Source organism: Sphingomicrobium sp. XHP0239 (assembly GCF_039555325.1).
Classification (GTDB): domain Bacteria; phylum Pseudomonadota; class Alphaproteobacteria; order Sphingomonadales; family Sphingomonadaceae; genus Sphingomicrobium; species Sphingomicrobium maritimum.
Genome location: NZ_CP154608.1, coordinates 2,266,052 through 2,283,382, shown reverse-complemented (window position 1 = coordinate 2,283,382; position 17,331 = coordinate 2,266,052). Strand labels below are relative to the sequence as shown.

Sequence of the window (17,331 nt, the reverse complement as noted above, 5' to 3'; positions counted from 1 at the left end):
TCTGTGACCGCCGAAGGAGAGAAACCGCCATGCCCGAAGCCTATATCGTCGCCGCCCGCCGGACCGCCGGTGCCAAGCGAGGCGGCGCGCTGCGCGAATGGCATCCCGCCGATCTCGGTGCGGCCATCCTCGATGCGCTCGTCTCCGATAGCGGCATCGACCCAGCTGCGATCGAGGACGTCATCATGGGCTGCGTCAGCCAGGCGGGCGAACAGAGCTTCCACGTCGGGCGCAACGCGGTCCTCGCCTCTTCGCTGCCCCAGTCGGTTCCCGCCGTGACCATCGATCGCCAGTGCGGCTCGTCGCAGCAGTCGCTGCACTTCGCGGCGCAGGCGGTGATGAGTGGCGTCCAGGACGTGGTCATCGCGGCGGGAGTGGAAAGCATGACCCGGGTGCCGATGGGCACGCCCTTCATGGCGCCTGCAAAGGCGGGCCTGTCGTCCGATCCGTTCAGTCCCGCGATCAAGGAGCGGTTCGGGGTGCAGCAATTCTCCCAATTCACCGGGGCGCAGATGATCGCCGACCGCTACGACATGAGCCGCGAGGAACTCGACACCTTCGCGCTCGACAGCCACCGCAAGGCCGCCATCGCGAGCGAAGCAGAGGCGTTCGACGAGGAGATTCTCGTCCTCGAGGGGCTCGACAAGGAAGGGGAGACCTTCCGCCACGACCGCGACCAGGGGATCCGGGCGAACGCCAGCATGGAAGGTCTCGCGGGCCTCGACCCCATCGCGGATGGCGGCGTGATCACCGCGGGCAATGCCAGCCAGATCTGCGACGGCGCATCGGGCGTGTTGGTCGTGTCGGAACGTGCGCTGAAGGAACACGGCCTCACCCCGCTCGCGCGCGTCGATGCGATGGCGGTGACCGCGGGCGATCCCGTCGTCATGCTGATGGAGCCGATCCCCGCGACCGCCAAGGTGCTGGAGCGCGCGGGACGGACCCACGCCGACATCGGCCTTTACGAGGTCAACGAGGCATTCGCTCCCGTCCCGCTCGCGTGGCTGAAGGAGACGGATGCCGACCCCGACAGGCTGAATGTACGCGGCGGTGCCATCGCGCTCGGTCATCCGTTGGGCGCGAGCGGGACCAAGCTGGCGACGACGTTGATCTACGCACTGCGCCAGCGCGGCGAGCGGTATGGCCTGCAGACGATGTGCGAGGGCGGCGGTATCGCCAACGCCACCATCATCGAAGCGCTGTAGCCGCGGTCAGAGCCGGAAGCCGCGCTTGATCTCCTCGCCAAGCGCGGTCGGGGCCTCGTGCTCGCGCGCTTCGGGACGGGCGATGAATGGGGTTTCGCGGACGTGGAGGTCGTCGCTGACGCAGCGCAGGAGGAAGTCGGCAAGATCCGCCTTGCGGGTCCGCAGCGTCATCGCGGGAAGATCGTCCTGCGCCACGGCATAATCGCCCGTATGCGGCTGATCGAGCAGCCAGCCGGGCCGTACCGCGGTCCATTTGAGATCGTCGGCCACGCGCAGCACGCGCTCCATGTCGCCCATCTGCGCAAACTGACGCCGAAGCGGCATGATCGACGCCTTGAACCAGTCGGGGATGGTCACGTCGCGTTTGACGAAAGCGGCGCTGATGACCGCCAGTCGCTTGACGTTCGCCTTGCGCATGCCTTCGACGATCCGCACCGCGCCCTCGGTGAACAGGGGGGGCGGGTCCGCGAGGGTCCGGGGATCGCGTGGCAGGCCGACGGCGCTGATGACCGCATCGCTGCCCGCGATCACGTCGGACAGATCATCCTTCAGGAGATTGGCCTGCCGCTCCTCGAACGACGGGTGACGACAGAAGCCCTCGGGGAAATCGCGCTCGGCGCCGACGACCTCGTGTCCGGCGGCCAGTGCCTGTTCGAGCACCAGCCTGCCGGTATCGCCGGTCGCGCCGAAGAGCGTGATCCGCAACGCCTTACTGCCGTTCGAAGGCGGCGCTGATCGTGAGATCGACTTCGTCAGAAATGGCGGGCAGCGCGTAATTCACGCCAAAATCGGACCGCATGATGCGCGCACGCCCGGTGAAGCCGATCGTCTGCGCCTGGTTCATCGGGTTGGCACCGGCGCCCGTGAACTGGGCGGCGATGGCGACGTTCTGCGTTTCGCCCAACATGGTCAGCCGACCGTGGATCGTCGCGCTGGTCGGGCCCGTCGGACGGACGTCATAGGAGACGAAGCGGGCCATTCCCGGTTCCGGACCGAAGAAGTCGGGATCGCCGCCGTCGGCGCCGGGGCGCAGCAGATGGTCGCGCAGCCCCTCGCTCACCACGGCGACCGAACCGATCGGAATGGACACGTCCAGCTCCGCATCGGCGAGATTGGCGGGGTCGATGGTCAGCGTCCCTTCGACGTCGCCGAAGCTTCCCCAATAGGGGTTGAAACCGAAGTGGCTGACCGACCACTGCACCAGCGTGTGGGCGGGGTCGGTGGAATAGGTGCCCGCGGCGACTGCGGACGGATCGGCGGTGCCCGGCTGGCCCTGCGGCTGTGCGGTGGCGATACCCGTGACGGCGATGGCGGCGGCGATGGCGAAAGCGGCGGTCTTCATTGCTGGTCCCCTTTGCAAATGGTTCGAAGCGCAGTGTCGCGCTTTTCCACCGAACGGACAAGCGGGTCCAAAGTCTCCCTGCATCAATCCTTCTGGACGTGATGCTCGACGGAGACGTCGCGGCCCCTGATCAGGATCTCGTTGTAGCTGGGTGGATGTTCGCGGAGCCGTTCGGACAGCGTTCCCGCGCCGATCATCCGAACCCCCAGTTGCTCGAGGTCGAAGGGCGTATGGACGTGCCCCGTGAGGATGACGTCGCACCCCGCGACCGCAATCCGTTGCATCGCATCCTTGCCGCCGCGGGTCTTTCCCTTGCTCTCGAACCCTGCGCGCTCGACCAGCGGGTGGTGCGCAGCGACGATGGCGAGTTTTTCCTTGGGCACCTCGCGCAGCGCGGCTTCCGCCCGCGAAATGCTCTTTTCATCAACGTGACCATGGCTCCAGTTCAGACGCCATTGCGCCCGCGCGGTCGTCTTGAGCGAGACGAACACGCAATCGTCCAGCTCGACGCGGGTTTCGACCGCCCGCTTCACTCGGTCGATCCGCGCGTAGGGTCGCGTGAACCGCTCGATCAGGTTGAAATAGGGCAGGTCGTGATTGCCCTCCTCCACGATGATGGGTGCGGGCAGGCGGGCGAGATAATCGCGCGCCGCGTCGAATTCGCGATGCTTGGCGCGTTGCGTCAGGTCGCCCGTCACGACGATGGCGTCGGGCTGCATCCGATCGGCCTCGGCAGCGAACCAGGAGAGCGCGTCGCGATCCTCGGCACCGAAATGCAGGTCCGAAATGTGCAGCAGTCGGCTCATGCCCCCTCCTCTTCTTCGTTCTGGTCGTCGCGGGTGGTGAAGAAGCACAGGCCGCTCGTTCGCGGTTCGAGTGCGACCGGCGCATCGAAGAACATCTCTTCCCCGTCGAGCAGCATGCGAACGGGCCGCGAGGAGCGGAGCAGCGCAGTCCCCCGGTGCCGCTGGTCGAGCGCGGCGGTGTCGCCCATCAGGTCGACGGTCCAGGTCCAAGCGAGCTTGAGCGCACTCAGCGGTCCGCCCGCCTCGATCGTCTCGAACATCAATTCTTCATCGTCACCCGCGCGCACGAAGATCGCGCGGAACCGGCCGACCTCGCCGTCGAGCGCGATGGTTCGCGACCAGAGCATCCGCCAGGCGAACCGCAGCGCCCGCCACATCTGGGACACGCGGCCCGCGCGAAGTTCCTCGCGGACGTGGACGAAACTGGCGGCGGGGCCGGCGATGATCCGTGCGAAGCTCCGGTGTTCACCGACCGCGATGTAAGGCAGCGCGGTGAGGCGCGGCCGGGCGAAGGCCGCCGTCACGATCGCGTCGGGGTCCAGGTCGGCGTGCAGCATCTTGGGAATGAGGTTCATGGTCCCGCCGGCCAGAACCAGCAGCCGCCCCTTCCACCCGGCCAGTTCGGTCGCGGCACAGGTGATCGTCCCGTCGCCGCCGAGCGTCACGAGCGTATCGACTTCATGGTCGTCGAGCGCGGCACCATCCGGAATCGATTGATCGGGAAAGCGGGTCTCGCCGACGATCGTGCCGCCCATTTCCGACAGGCGCGTGCGGACCCGGTCGAGCACGTCCGCCTCGACGGAATGCGATCCCGGGTTGAAGACGAACCACAGGCGTCGGGGCGGCTTGGTCGAGGAGGAACGGCATGGGGGCTTTTGCATCAGCGATCTCTTGATGCCTCAACCGTCCTACCGCCCAAAGGCTGCATCACGGATGCGACAAGAGCCGCCCGGTTCGGGTTCAGCCTTGAAAATTCGGTGGCAACCAAGCGCGACCTACGCGCCCTTATCGTCGTTCCAGCAGTCGGGCTGCCAACCGGTCGCGCGTGGGGGCGTCCACGCCGTTCGCGTCGAACCATCCGGTCATGGATCCGTGCGCCCGTTCGGCCCCTGCGAAGGCGGCCTCCAGAAAGGACTGTCGGGCCGACCGCATGACCGCGATCGCTTCGTCGCCGAAACGCTGGCGCAGTCGTTCGCGTGCCGAGGATCCGCTGACGTTCTTCGCGCTTACGACCGAGCGTGCCATTCCCTCCTCGTCCACGCGGTCGAGGTCGGTCAGCGCGTAGTCGGCAAGGATCGTGGCGCGCGGTACGTCGAGCGCTTCGAGGATTAGCGCGGCCGCCATGCCCGTACGATCCTTGCCCGCCGAACAATGAATGAGACAGGGGAGCGCGCCGTCGGCGATGCGACGGAGAATATCGGCGAACGCATGGGCGAGGGTCAGCGGCAATTGAGCGTAGAAATCCTGCATCAGGTCGAGCGCCCCCGCCTCGGTCGGCGGATAGTCGAGTGCCATGTCGACCAGTCGCCGTTTGTGCCCCGGCGGATAGGTATGGACCGTCAGGTGCGGTGCGTCCCAGACGGTCGGATCGGCCTCGCGCTCGCGGGACACGCGCAGGTCGAAGATCGTGTCGATCCCGGTCGCGTCCAGCCGTTCGCAGTCCGCCGCCGTCAGCTGCGACAGACGATTCGAGCGGAACAGTTTCCCCCTCGCGACGGTCTCGCCACCGCGCGTGCGATAGCCGCCGAAGTCCCGGCAATTGCGTGCGCCTTCCAGTAGCAGGAAACGATCGGCGTCTTCCGGCTTCGCTGTTTCCGTCATCGTCACCGATCGTCTCGCAATCGAACGATGCTCGAGGACCTTCGCAGCGGTCCTTCCATCAGGCCGCCGTGAGCTCGATGTAGCGGGACAGATGCTCGTCCTCGTCGCCGAGGATGTGTCCGATCAGCGTCATTCGCTTGGCGAAATGGGACAGTGGCAATTCCCACGTCATGCCGATACCGCCATGCATCTGGATCGCCTCCTCCGCCGCCAGCGTGCCGACACGCGACACGGTATATTTCCCCGCCGCCACGAACCGATCGCGTTGATCGGCGCCTTTGTCGAAGTTCGCCGCCGCGTTGATCGCAGCCGAGCGGGCCTGCTCGATCTCGAGTGCGAGCGTTGCCATGCGGTGCTGCAGTGCCTGGAACTTGCCGATGGGAACGCCGAACTGCTTGCGCTGCCGTAGATAGTCGAGCGTCTGGTCGCGCAGCTTTTCCATAACCGCCACGCCTTCCCAGCACAGGGCCACGAGGCCGTAGGCGAGCGCGGTCTCGATCGCGGCATCGTCGATGCCGTCGAGCCGCTGCGCCTTGGCCCCGTCAAGCCGCAGCTCGCCGCCCGAACCGCCATCGACCAGATCGTAGCCGGAAACCGACACGCCCTCGGCGTCGGCCGACAAAAGGAACGCTGCGCGACCTTTCCCGGTATCGGCGGTGACGACAATCCGGTCCGCGGAACCGAGGTAATCGACCACGCCCTTCGCCCCGTCCAGCCGCCAATCGTCGCCATCGCGCTGCGCGGTGACGTCGAGCGGTTCGCCGCCCCCGGCCTCGATCATGGGTTCGTGCGCGAAGGCCACGATCCGTTCGCCCCCGATGACGTCGGCGAGCAGCTCCTGTTCGCCCGCCTGTTCGAGCAGCTTGCCAGCGAGCAGGGTACCGAGAAAGGGACCGGTGACGATCGCACGACCGACCTCGGCGAAGACCACGCCGACATCGACCGCGCTGCCGCCAAAGCCGCCCGCGTCCTCGCCGAAGAGAGCGCCGATCATGCCCAGTTCCGCGACCTCGTTCCACAGATCGCGGTCGAAACCCTCGTCGGTCTCGATAACCTCGAGCCGCCGTTCCCAGTCGAATTTCTTGCCGAAGAAACGCGACAGCGTGTCGCGCAGCATTTCACGGTCCTGTCCGATCGAAAGGTCCATCTGATTAAAGCTCCAGGATCGCCTTGGTGATGATCTCGCGCTGGATCTCGTTGGATCCGCCGAAGATCGACAGCTTGCGGTTGTTGAAGTAGCTGGCCGATACCGCGCCCGTCCATTCGGGCCCGATGGGCGCACCGTTATAGCCCTCGTCGAAACTTTCATCGACGAAGGGCTGGGCGTAGCGGCCCGCGGCGCGGCGCATCAGATCGCCGATCGCCTGGTGGATTTCGGTTCCGCGGATCTTGAGCATCGAGCTTTCGGCGACCGGCGCCTTGCCCTCGCCCGCCGCCGCCAGCACGCGCAGGTTGGTCGTCTTCATGTTCTCGAGGTCGATCTCCACCTTGGCGAGCCGCTGCGCGAACAGCGGGTCGGCGGCCAGTGGCTTGCCGTTCCGGCGGGTCGTGCGCGCGATTTCCTTCAGCCGTTCGAGCGACGCCATGGCCGCCCCGATGCCCGCAATGTTCGTGCGTTCGTAGGTCAGAAGATATTTGGCGTAGGTCCAGCCCATATTCTCCTCGCCGACGAGATTCTCGACCGGCACCTTCACGTCGGTGAAGAAGACCTCGTTCACCTCCTCATCCCCGTCGATCAGCTTGATCGGCTTCACCTCGACACCGGGCGTGTCCATGTCGATGAGGAGGAAGGAGATGCCTTCCTGCTTCTTGCCCGAGCCGTCGGTGCGAACGAGGCAGAAGATCCAGTCGGCATGCTGACCGAGCGTGGTCCAGGTCTTCTGGCCGTTGACGAGATAATAGTCGCCGTCGGGATCCTCGATCCGCTCGGCCTTGGTCTTGAGACTGGCGAGGTCGGACCCCGCGCCGGGTTCCGAATAGCCCTGGCACCACCAGTCCGTGCCGTCCAAAATACGCGGCAGATAGTGGGCGCACTGTTCCTCGGACCCGTACTTAATGAGGACGGGAGCGAGCATCGACACGCCGAACGGCACGACGCGCGGGGCGTGGGCACGCGCCAGTTCGGTCTCGAAGATGAATTTCTCCATCGTCGACCAGTCGGTGCCGCCATACTTCTCGGGCCAGTGGGGCGCGAGCCAGCCGCGCTCGTTGAGAATCGCGTGCCATTCTTCCATGTCGGCCTTGGTCAGCCGCATGCCGTTCTTCACCTTGTTCGAAAGCCGCTCGGGGAGCTTGTCGTTCAGAAACGCGCGAACCTCCTCGCGGAAAGCCTCTTCTTCGGGGGTGTGGTCGAGGTTCATGGCAATCGTCCTTGTCTTCTCTCTGCGGTCATCCGGCCGTCGCGTCGTCGCGGGCGAGGTCGTTCCGCACGTCGGAACGAACGTGCACTTGGTCCGCCCCCCGGGCAAGCGGCAACAGCCGAATTGGCGAAGGAAATGGCTCCGGCATTTCAGCAGACGACGCCCGGATCCTCGCCCGGCGATGCCGGGCAGGTCGGCGCCCCCACGACACGATAAAGGTCGACATGGGATTGCGCGAGATCCGCTTCGCTGTCGATCAGCGCCTCGCGGCTGGAAATCAGCTGTCGTTGAACATCGAGGACCTCGAACAGGCTCGCCAGCCCTTCGCGGTAGAGCGCGTTGGATTGCGAGAAAGCCGCCTCGCTCTCCTCGACCGCGAGCCGCAATTGCCGCGTCCGCTGGTCGAACGCCTCGATGGCGACGAGCGCGGTTTCGACCTCGGAATAGACCGACAGCAGCCGCTGCGAATAATCGGCGAACCGTGCTTCCAGTTCGAATTCGGCGGCCGCGGTCTCGGCGCGACGACGCCCGCCGTCGAACAGGGGGACACCCAGCAATGCCCCGACCTGCGCCACGACGTTCGTGACGAGACCGCCGATGCTCCCGTCTCCCAGCAGGATCGAGCCCGGCAGCGTAAGCGTGGGAAGGAGATCGGCACGCTCCACCCCGACGACGGCGGCCGCGTTCGCCAGCTCTGCCTCCGCGATCAGGAGGTCGGGGCGACGGCGGAGCAAATCCAAGGGAAGACCGACCGAGGGGCCGCCCTCGTAGGTCGGAATAGTGGCTTCCTCGCGGGAGGGCGGGATCGGGGCGGGCGGATCGCCGGTGAGGACCGAGAGCGCATTGCTAGCCCGGGCACGCGCGAGCTGGAGCTGACCGAGCTGCGCGCGGGTTCGCGCCAGGTCGGCCGCCGCGCGCCGAACGTCGAGGTTGGAGGACAGGCCCGCATCGTATCGCAACGTCACGATCTCCAGGGTCTGTTCCTGCAACTCGGTGGAGGTTTCAAGCAAGGCGAGCCGTGCGCCTGTCCGGCGGCGTTCCAGATATTGCGTGGCCACCGCCGCGGCGATCACGCGCCGCTGGTCCGCGACGAAGTAGGTCGCCGCGTCGAGATCCGCGAGCGCCGCGGCAATCTCGGCAGACAGCCTGCCATTGAGGTCGATCGGAAGGGCACCGCCGAGCGAGGCGCCAACGTCCTCGCCGATGCCCGGTCCCTGATCGATAGCCACGTCCGCCCCGACGCTGGCGTCCAGGCTCGGCAGCAGGTCGGATCGCTCCGCCCGTACCAGCGCGGCGGCCGCGCCGAGCCGCGAGCGGGCGGCGGCGATCTCGCGATTGCGGTCGAGCGCGGTATCGACGAGCGCGTTCAATTCGGGATCCTCGAAGCCCCGCCACCATCGTTCTCCCGTCCCGGCATCGGGGCGCGCATCGGCGATGAAATCAGCGGGGATGGGAACGCGCGTCGTCGGATCGGACGGCGGCAGGGTGGCCGTGGTGCAACCGGCCAGCGCGACCGTCATGCCCGCGCACATCAGGATGCGGTACCTTGTCATGCCGACGCCGCCGCGACCTTGTCGTCATTCTCGTCCAGCTCGCGTCGCATTCGCGCGAGATCGACCTGCCGCGACTGGCCGAGCGGCGCGATGATCGCGTAGAGCGCGGGGGTGAGAAACAGGGTGAAGGCGGCAGCGAAGCCGAGACCGCCGAAGATGACCCAGCCGATCGACTGTCGCGCCTCGGCACCCGCCCCGGAGGCCAGGATCAGCGGCACTGCACCGAGAATGGTCGAGATAAGGGTCATCGCGATGGGACGCAGACGGATACGGGCCGCTTCGACGATCGCCTCCGTCACGCTGGCCCCGTCGGCGCGGCGCTGATCGGCGAATTCGACGAGCAGAATGCCGTTTTTCGCCATCAGTCCGATCAGCATGACCAGCCCGATCTGCGAGTAGATGTTGAGCGACACGCCCGACAGGAACAGCGCGCATACCGCTGCCGCCAGCGCGAAGGGTACGGTCGCGATGATGACCAGGGGGCTGGTCAGGCTCTCGAATTGCGCCACCAGAACGAGAAAGACGATCACCAGCGCGAAGAGATAGGTAAGGAGGAGGGCATTGGATGTTTCCTCCAGCGTTTCCGCTTCGCCTTGCAGCAGGAGATCGACGTCGTCGGCGACCGCGTCGGCGGCGAGCCGTTCGATCTCGTCCACCGCGGTCCGCAACGGGGTGCCGGGAGCGATCGTCGCCTCGACCTCGATCGCGCGGCGCTGTTCGGTGCGATCCAGTTCGGCAGCGATTCCCTCTTCCTCCAGTCGGGTGATGGTGGAGATCGGGATCAGCGCCCCGTTCGTGCTGCGGACGTAGAGGTTCTGAAGATCGGACGGGCGCGAAATGGCGCGGCCAGCCGAGGTAAGGAAAACGGGGATCGACTGATCGCCGACATTGAGATCGACGACCTCGTTGCCGTCCACCATCGAGCGCAGGGTCAGCGCCAGCTCCTCGAGGTCCACCCCGACGTCGGCAGCCCGTTGCCGATCGATCTGGATCGAGAGCTGGGGCTGGGTCGGCTGATAGGAGATTTCGGGATCGGACAGAATGTCCGACTGGGTGTCGATGGCTTCGGCCAGTGCCTGCGCCGAGGCGTAGATGCCGTCATATTCCGACCCCGTCAGCGCGACTTCGATGCCGCCCCCGCCGCCACCGCCGCCTCCCAAAGTGCCGCGGCCGCGCGCATTGGCCCGCGAACCCGGAATGGCGCGCAGCGGTTCTTCCAGAGATTCCACGATTTCGGTCTGGCTGCGGTCGCGCTCGCCCCAGTCGGCGAGTGTTCCGGTCACCTGGATCCGGTTGGGATCGTATCGGCCGACGATCGACAGGGTGGATTCGATCTCCCCACTTTCGAGGTAGGGGTCGAGCACCTGTTCGATCTCGTCCATCTCACGGTCCATGAAGGAGAGCCCGACCCCGTCGGGGCCGGTCGCGCTGACGACGACGGTCGCCCGGTCCTCGTCCGGAACCAGTTCCTCGTCGAGTTGGGTATAGAGAAAGGCCGCCAGACCCGCGATCAGCACACTTCCGAACAGGACGCGCTTGGGCGCCGACGCGACCTTGCCCACCAGCCCTTCGTACCGTTTTGTCGAGCGCGCACCCCATTTCGACAGAAACCCCGGCGTCTTGTTCTCGCCCGTCAGGTCGACCTTGGCAGCCAAAGCGGGCACCAGCGACAAAGCGACGAAGGTCGACAGCACAACGGCGAAGGCGAGCACGAACCCGAACTCGCGGAACAGCCGGCCGGTCTCGCTCGGCAGAAAACTGATCGGCACGAAGACCGCGACCAGGACCGCACTGGTGGCGACGACCGCGAAGAAGACCTGCCGTGTTCCGATCACCGCGGCCGCCTTGGGGCCCAGCCCCTCCTCCTTCTGCAGCCGCTGCGCATTTTCCAGCACGACGATCGCGTCGTCGACGATCAATCCGGTGGCGAGCACGAGCGCGAGAAGCGTGAGGAGATTCACGGAAAAGCCCAGGAGCCAGATGCCCGCGACCACCCCGATGAGAGCGACCGGAATCGTAGTCGATGGAATGAACGTCGGCTTGAGCGCGCCGAAGAAGAGGAAGATGGTCGCGACGACCACCGCCACCGTGATGGCGAGCGTCGTGAGGACTTCGCGTACCGAAACCTTGATGAAGGTCGCATCGTCGGAAATCACGCGAATATCGATGTCGTCGAAGCGGGCATTGATACGGTCCGCCGCGGCACGGATGTTCTCGCTGATCTCGATGGTGTTGGAGTTGGCCTGTCGCACGACGCCGAGACCGATGACCTCCTCTCCGTTCAGCCGGACGTAGCTGCTGGCATCGGCGGGCGCGAACGTGGTTTCGGCGACATCGCGGATCCGCGTCGTTCCCGACACCACGACATCGGCGATCAGTTCGGGGGTGGCCGCGTTGGCTTCGGCACGCACGACGAGCTCCTGCGCATCCGAACGGAAGCTACCGACGGGCACGTCGAACGGCGCCTGTTCGAGCGCGCTTGCCACGTCGCCGATGGTCAGTCCGAACCGGCCGAGGCGGACGGGGTCCACCGCGACGCGCATCTGCTGCTGGCGCGTGCCGAAGCTGTTGACGGACGCCACGCCCTCGGCGATGAGGAGTTCGGGAATGATGTCGTTCTCGACGATCTGCGTGAGCGCCATCGTATCATAGGCGCGGCTCGAGACCGCCAAGGTGACGACCGACTGCGCGTCCTCGTCGGCCTTGACGACCCGAACCTGTTCGACCCGATCCGGCAGTTCGCGTGTCACGCGGCTAACCGCCTCACGCACGTCCGAGGCGGCGATGTCCAGATCGGTGCCGGGATTGAATTCGACGCGGATACGCGTGTTGTTCTCTTCGCTGGAAGACTGGATTTGCCGGACCCCGCTGACCCGCGCGGCGGCACTTTCCAGCACGCTGGTCACCTCGGCGTCCATCGTTTCGGGTGCCGCCCCCGGGAGGCTGGCATTGACCGAGACGATCGGTCGATCGACGTTGGGGAGTTCGCGGACCTCGACCCCCAGCACGGCGGCCAGACCCGCCAGCACAATCAGCAGGTTGAGAACGATGACGAGCAGCGGTCGCTTGACCGCAAGAAGAGGAAGATCGGTCTTTTCGGCCATCAGGACGCGTTGGCCGACGGTTCGACCGTGACGTCGGGCGCCTCGATCCGCGTCGGCTGGACCAGATTGACCGCCTGGCCGTCGCGAACCTTCTGAACGCCCTCGACGATCACGAGGTCACCTCGCTCGAGCGGCGCGTCGAGCAAAACGACGCCATCGCTCCGCGAGGTGATCGTCACCGGAACGCGCACCGCCTCGCCCTCGCGCACGGACCAGACGTAGGAGCCTTCGCCGCCCCAGATGACCGCCGCTTCGGGTACCGCCGGACGCGTAACCCCGAAATCGCGATAGCGGACGCGAAAGCTCATGCCCGGTCGATAATCGTCGCCCTCATTGTCGATGGAGGTGCGTACCTGATAGGTGCGGCCGTCCGTCGAAACCGCACTGTCGACGGCGCGAATACGCGCACTGATGCGGGTATCCGGAGCCGAGAAGGGAACGACGTCGACTTCCTGTCCCGGGCGCAAGCGCTGAAACACCGTTTCCGGCGCGGGAAAGTCGACATAGAGGGTGCCGCGCTGATCGAGCTGCGCGATCTCGACATCGGGTGTGACACGGTCCCCCGTATCGATCTCGGTAAAGCCGATATGGCCGGAAAAGGGCGCGCGTACCGTCCGGTCCGCAAGGGCCTCGCGCGCCTGGTCGCGCTCCACGCGCGCCGCCGCGAGCGCGGTTTCGCCGGCTTCGATCTGGCTGTCGGAGATCGCCCCCGTATCTTCGATCCTGCGATAGCGCGCGAGGAGCTGCGCCGCTTCCTCGACCCGAACGTTGGCGAGATCGAGAGCCAGACGCTCCTGGCGCGCGTCGAGCTGGACCAGCGGCGCGCCCCGCTGGACGAAGTCGCCGGGCGAGAAACGAACCGCGGTGACGCGGCCGGCCGTTTCGGCAAAGACCGCCGCCGAGCGCACGGCGCGAGCCGATCCGATCGCCTCCACGATTTGTTCGTCGGGAAGCATTTCGATCCGCTGCGCGATGACGTCGACCGGACGCTCCTCACGCTCCTCTTCCGCCTGCGCGCAGCCCGCGAGCATGATCATCAACAGAAACGACAAGGCGAGGCGCACGTAGGAGATCTCCAATCAGCCGATGACGCACGGCGCACTCCGCCAGACGCTCGGAGAGGCAATGGAGAGAAGCGCGGTGCAAAAGTAAAGACGGCCTTGCGGGCATGTTCGGGGGGCGGCCGGGTGATCGGAACATGAACTTCGCGAGGCACTCGCAACCGCGACCTCGCTTTCACCCGGACCCGGAAAGACCACGCTGTCGAGCGCATTCGGCCATAAAAAAAGGCGCCCCGAAGGACGCCTTGCGTGAGTTCATCTCGAACCGATGGTTGCGGGGGTTGGATTTGAACCAACGACCTTCAGGTTATGAGCCTGACGAGCTACCGGACTGCTCCACCCCGCGTCACCGACGGATCCCGAATGCTCGCGATCCGAAAGACAAAAGCCGCCGCTCAGGTTGCCCCGGCAGCGGCTTTTGAAACATGTGAATGGGTATCCCTCGAACGGCGATCGCAAAGCCTGGCGACGACCTACTCTTCCGCAGCTTAAGCTGAAGTACCATCGGCGCTGTCCGGTTTCACGGCCGAGTTCGGAATGGGATCGGGTGGGGCACGGACGCTATGGTCACCAAGCTATGGGATCGTCGTTCGAGGATCTAGAAATCTTGAAAATCTGCTGGGAAAGTACCGTATCTTCGTCAGTCAGAGGACTGTCGATGATGGTGGGACTCTCAAGCGCGAATTGAGTAATTAGGACCGGTTAGCTCCACGCATTACTGCGCTTCCACACCCGGCCTATCAACGTGGTGGTCTTCCACGACTCTATGATACCTTATCTCAAGGGAGGCTTCCCGCTTAGATGCTTTCAGCGGTTATCCCGTCCATGCATAGCTACCCTGCTGCACCGTTGGCACGATGACAGGTCCACCAGAGGCATGTTCACCCCGGTCCTCTCGTACTAGGGGCAACTCCTTTCAAGTATCGACGCCCACGGCAGATAGGGACCAAACTGTCTCGCGACGTTCTGAACCCAGCTCACGTACCACTTTAATTGGCGAACAGCCAAACCCTTGGGACCTGCTCCAGCCCCAGGATGTGATGAGCCGACATCGAGGTGCCAAACAACCCCGTCGATATGAGCTCTTGGGGGTTATCAGCCTGTTATCCCCGGCGTACCTTTTATCCGTTGAGCGATGGCCCTTCCACGAGGGACCACCGGATCACTATGACCGACTTTCGTCTCTGCTCGACCTGTCAGTCTCGCAGTCAGGCAGGCTTATGCCATTGCACTCTTGCAGACGGTTTCCAACCGTCCTGAGCCTACCATCGCGCGCCTCCGTTACTCTTTAGGAGGCGACCGCCCCAGTCAAACTACCCGCCACAGAGGGTCCCTGATCCGGATAACGGATCGAGGTTAGACTGTAGAAAACATCAGGGTGGTATTTCACCAACGGCTCCCTGTCAGCTGGCGCCAACAGATCAAAGCCTCCCACCTATCCTACACAAATGTTTCCCACAGCCACTCTGAAGCTGCAGTAAAGGTGCACGGGGTCTTTCCGTCTAACCGCGGGTACTCCGCATCTTCACGGAGAATTCAATTTCGCTGAGCAGGTGTTGGAGACAGTGGGGAAGTCGTTACGCCATTCGTGCAGGTCGGAACTTACCCGACAAGGAATTTCGCTACCTTAGGACCGTTATAGTTACGGCCGCCGTTTACTTGGGCTTCAATTCGGAGCTTGCACTCCTCCTTTTAACCTTCAAGCACCGGGCAGGCGTCAGACCCTATACGTCGTCTTGAAGCCGACTTAGCAGAGCCCTGTGTTTTTGATAAACAGTCGCTACCCCCTGGCCTGTGCCCCCCACAAAGACTTGCGTCGATATGGGGCCTCCTTCTTCCGAAGGTACGGAGGCAATTTGCCGAGTTCCTTCAACACCCTTCTCTCAAGCGCCTTGGTATACTCTACCTGCCCACCTGTGTCGGTTTCGGGTACGGTCTTAATGGAGAGGCTATTTCCTGGGACAATATGGCCGCCCTTCCAATCCGTTAAGGAAGAACGACGTCCACCATCCGTCACACATCTCCAGGTACAGGAATATTAACCTGTTTCCCATCGACTACCCCCTTCGGGCTCGTCTTAGGGGCCGACTCACCCTGCGCGGATTAGCCTTGCGCAGGAACCCTTGGGCTTTCGGCGAGAGGGCATCTCACCCTCTTTATCGCTACTCATGTCAGCATTCGCACTTCTGATATCTCCACCGTCGGTTACCCTTCGGCTTCACAGACTTACAGAACGCTCCGCTACCGCTCGTGATAAATCACGAACCCTAAGCTTCGGTGCATCACTTTAGCCCCGATACATCTTCGCCGCAGGAACCCTTAATTAGACCAGTGAGCTGTTACGCTTTCTTTAAAGGATGGCTGCTTCTAAGCCAACCTCCTGGTTGTTTTGGGATTCCCACATGCTTTCCCACTTAGTGATGACTTGGGGACCTTAGCTGTAGGTTAGGGCTGTTTCCCTTTTGACGACGGACCTTAGCACCCGCCGTCTGTCTCCCGGACTATACTCTCAGGTATTCGGAGTTTGGTTAGAATTGGTACCGCTCGCGCAGCCCGCATCCATCCAGTGCTCTACCCCCTGAGGAAACCATCCGAGGCACTACCTCAATAGTTTTCGCGGAGAACCAGCTATTTCCCGGCTTGATTGGCCTTTCACCCCTAGACACAGCTCATCCGAGCATTTTTCAACATACAACGGTTCGGTCCTCCAGTGCGTGTTACCGCACCTTCAACCTGGCCATGTCTAGATCGCCGGGGTTCGGGTCTACTGCATCGAACTCATTCGCCCTATTCAGACTCGCTTTCGCTTCGCCTACACCTAACGGCTTAAGCTTGCTCGATACAGTAAGTCACTGACCCATTATGCAAGAGGTACGCTGTCAGATCACAAGGATCCTCCAACTGCTTGTAGGCAACCGGTTTCAGGTACTGTTTCACTCCCCTCGTCGGGGTGCTTTTCACCTTTCCCTCACGGTACTTGTTCGCTATCGGTCATGTACGAGTATTTAGGCTTCGAGGGTGGTCCCCCGATATTCAGACAGGATTACACGTGTCCCGCCCTACTCAAGTCCAATAAGATCGTTTTTGCATACGGGGCTATCACCCACTCTGGCAGATCTTTCCAAATCTTTCTGCTAACTCACTTATTGGCACTGGCCTGGTCCGCGTTCGCTCGCCACTACTAACGGAATCTCGGTTGATGTCTTTTCCACCGGGTACTTAGATGTTTCAGTTCTCCGGGTTTGCTTCACCAAAGCTATATATTCACTAAGGTGATAACTTTCCCATTTATCTTCGAGCGACCCCGAAGGATCGAAAGAAAATAAATGGTGAAGTTGGGTTTCCCCATTCGGAAATCACCGGGTCAAAGATTGCTCACATCTCACCGGTGCTTATCGCAGCGTGCCACGTCCTTCATCGCCTGTACATGCCAAGGCATCCACCAATTGCCCTTACCTCACGCTTGAGAATCCACACCACCATCGACAGTCCTCTTGCATAACGAGGCGTCGATTGAAGAGGCGGTGCGGTACTTACTCCGACCATCCCTCAAACTCGGCGGGGATGATCGGCTCAGCTAGATAATCAATTTAAAATTAGTGTTCGTCACACAGGCATGAAGCCTGCGTGCCGTTCACGGCATCGATTTCTAGAACCCATTCACAATGTCAAAGACGGTGCGCAAACCGCACCTACCGGCAAAGCCGGATCTCGGTATCTTCATAACGGAACATGATGGTCGCGCCGGCAGCATCGCCGCGGCAGCGGTACCTGGTGGAGCCTATCGGGATCGAACCGATGACCCCCTGCTTGCAAAGCAGGTGCTCTCCCAGCTGAGCTAAGGCCCCTGACCAGAAAGTGCTGGTAGGTCCGAGTGGATTTGAACCACCGACCTCACCCTTATCAGGGGTGCGCTCTAACCAACTGAGCTACGGACCTATACCAATCCTGACCGGCAACGAGGCCGCAGGCGGCATAAGCCAGCTCAGGCTAACTCCCCCGATTGCTCGAGGAAGCGTTCCGAAATGAAGGGACATGAGGACGGCGGCAATGTTCTTTGGACAGGAGGAGATTAGCGT

11 protein-coding genes, 3 tRNA genes and 2 rRNA genes are annotated in these 17,331 nt (G+C 63.5%); 1 reads left to right on the top strand and 15 read right to left on the bottom strand.

Annotated features, from left to right (window positions below; all coding sequences use genetic code 11):
- Nucleotides 1-29 precede the first annotated feature (29 nt).
- Nucleotides 30-1,205, top strand: coding sequence for an acetyl-CoA C-acetyltransferase (locus WJT74_RS11560; RefSeq protein ID WP_343345043.1), 1,176 nt, complete (start codon nt 30-32; stop codon nt 1,203-1,205).
- Between the two features lie 6 nt (nt 1,206-1,211).
- Here WJT74_RS11560 and WJT74_RS11555 read toward each other — a convergent pair whose 3' ends face one another.
- From WJT74_RS11555 to WJT74_RS11485, 15 genes are all read right to left on the bottom strand, one after another.
- The gene (locus WJT74_RS11555) at nt 1,212-1,910 is read right to left on the bottom strand and encodes an NAD(P)-dependent oxidoreductase (protein ID WP_343345040.1); all 699 of its coding nucleotides are present in this window, start codon (nt 1,908-1,910) and stop codon (nt 1,212-1,214) included.
- A 4-nt stretch (nt 1,911-1,914) separates the two neighbouring features.
- Nucleotides 1,915-2,547, bottom strand: coding sequence for a YceI family protein (locus WJT74_RS11550; protein ID WP_343345037.1), 633 nt, complete (start codon nt 2,545-2,547; stop codon nt 1,915-1,917).
- 83 nt (nt 2,548-2,630) lie between these two features.
- The gene (locus tag WJT74_RS11545; RefSeq protein ID WP_343345034.1) at nt 2,631-3,353 is read right to left on the bottom strand and encodes a metallophosphoesterase family protein; all 723 of its coding nucleotides are present in this window, start codon (nt 3,351-3,353) and stop codon (nt 2,631-2,633) included.
- The gene (locus WJT74_RS11540) at nt 3,350-4,234 is read right to left on the bottom strand and encodes a diacylglycerol/lipid kinase family protein (protein ID WP_343345032.1); all 885 of its coding nucleotides are present in this window, start codon (nt 4,232-4,234) and stop codon (nt 3,350-3,352) included. Before WJT74_RS11540 ends, WJT74_RS11545 begins: the two co-directional genes overlap by 4 nt.
- Before the next feature lie 124 nt (nt 4,235-4,358).
- Nucleotides 4,359-5,174, bottom strand: a complete 816-nt coding sequence (locus WJT74_RS11535; RefSeq protein WP_343345029.1) for a tyrosine-protein phosphatase — start codon at nt 5,172-5,174, stop codon at nt 4,359-4,361.
- A 58-nt stretch (nt 5,175-5,232) separates the two neighbouring features.
- Nucleotides 5,233-6,321 carry an acyl-CoA dehydrogenase family protein gene (locus WJT74_RS11530; protein WP_343345027.1) on the bottom strand — a complete coding sequence of 363 codons (1,089 nt, stop codon included), beginning with the start codon at nt 6,319-6,321 and terminating at the stop codon, nt 5,233-5,235.
- Between the two features lie 4 nt (nt 6,322-6,325).
- Nucleotides 6,326-7,534: an acyl-CoA dehydrogenase family protein gene (locus WJT74_RS11525; protein WP_343345025.1), complete on the bottom strand. Its 1,209-nt coding sequence runs from the start codon at nt 7,532-7,534 to the stop codon at nt 6,326-6,328.
- A gap of 149 nt (nt 7,535-7,683) precedes the next feature.
- A complete protein-coding gene (locus WJT74_RS11520; protein ID WP_343345023.1) occupies nt 7,684-9,087 on the bottom strand; it encodes a TolC family protein in 1,404 nt (467 codons plus the stop codon).
- Nucleotides 9,084-12,191, bottom strand: coding sequence for an efflux RND transporter permease subunit (locus WJT74_RS11515; protein WP_343345021.1), 3,108 nt, complete (start codon nt 12,189-12,191; stop codon nt 9,084-9,086). Before WJT74_RS11515 ends, WJT74_RS11520 begins: the two co-directional genes overlap by 4 nt.
- Complete coding sequence (locus WJT74_RS11510; protein WP_343345018.1) at nt 12,191-13,270, bottom strand: efflux RND transporter periplasmic adaptor subunit; 1,080 nt, start codon at nt 13,268-13,270, stop codon at nt 12,191-12,193. Before WJT74_RS11510 ends, WJT74_RS11515 begins: the two co-directional genes overlap by 1 nt.
- Before the next feature lie 251 nt (nt 13,271-13,521).
- Nucleotides 13,522-13,598 (bottom strand) — tRNA-Met (locus tag WJT74_RS11505).
- Nucleotides 13,599-13,712: 114 nt separating this feature from the next.
- Nucleotides 13,713-13,827, bottom strand: a 5S ribosomal RNA gene (gene rrf, locus WJT74_RS11500).
- A gap of 97 nt (nt 13,828-13,924) precedes the next feature.
- A 23S ribosomal RNA gene (locus WJT74_RS11495) occupies nt 13,925-16,718 on the bottom strand.
- 306 nt (nt 16,719-17,024) lie between these two features.
- Nucleotides 17,025-17,100: transfer RNA gene (locus tag WJT74_RS11490), tRNA-Ala, on the bottom strand.
- A 14-nt stretch (nt 17,101-17,114) separates the two neighbouring features.
- A tRNA-Ile gene (locus tag WJT74_RS11485) sits at nt 17,115-17,191 on the bottom strand.
- Nucleotides 17,192-17,331: the final 140 nt, after the last annotated feature.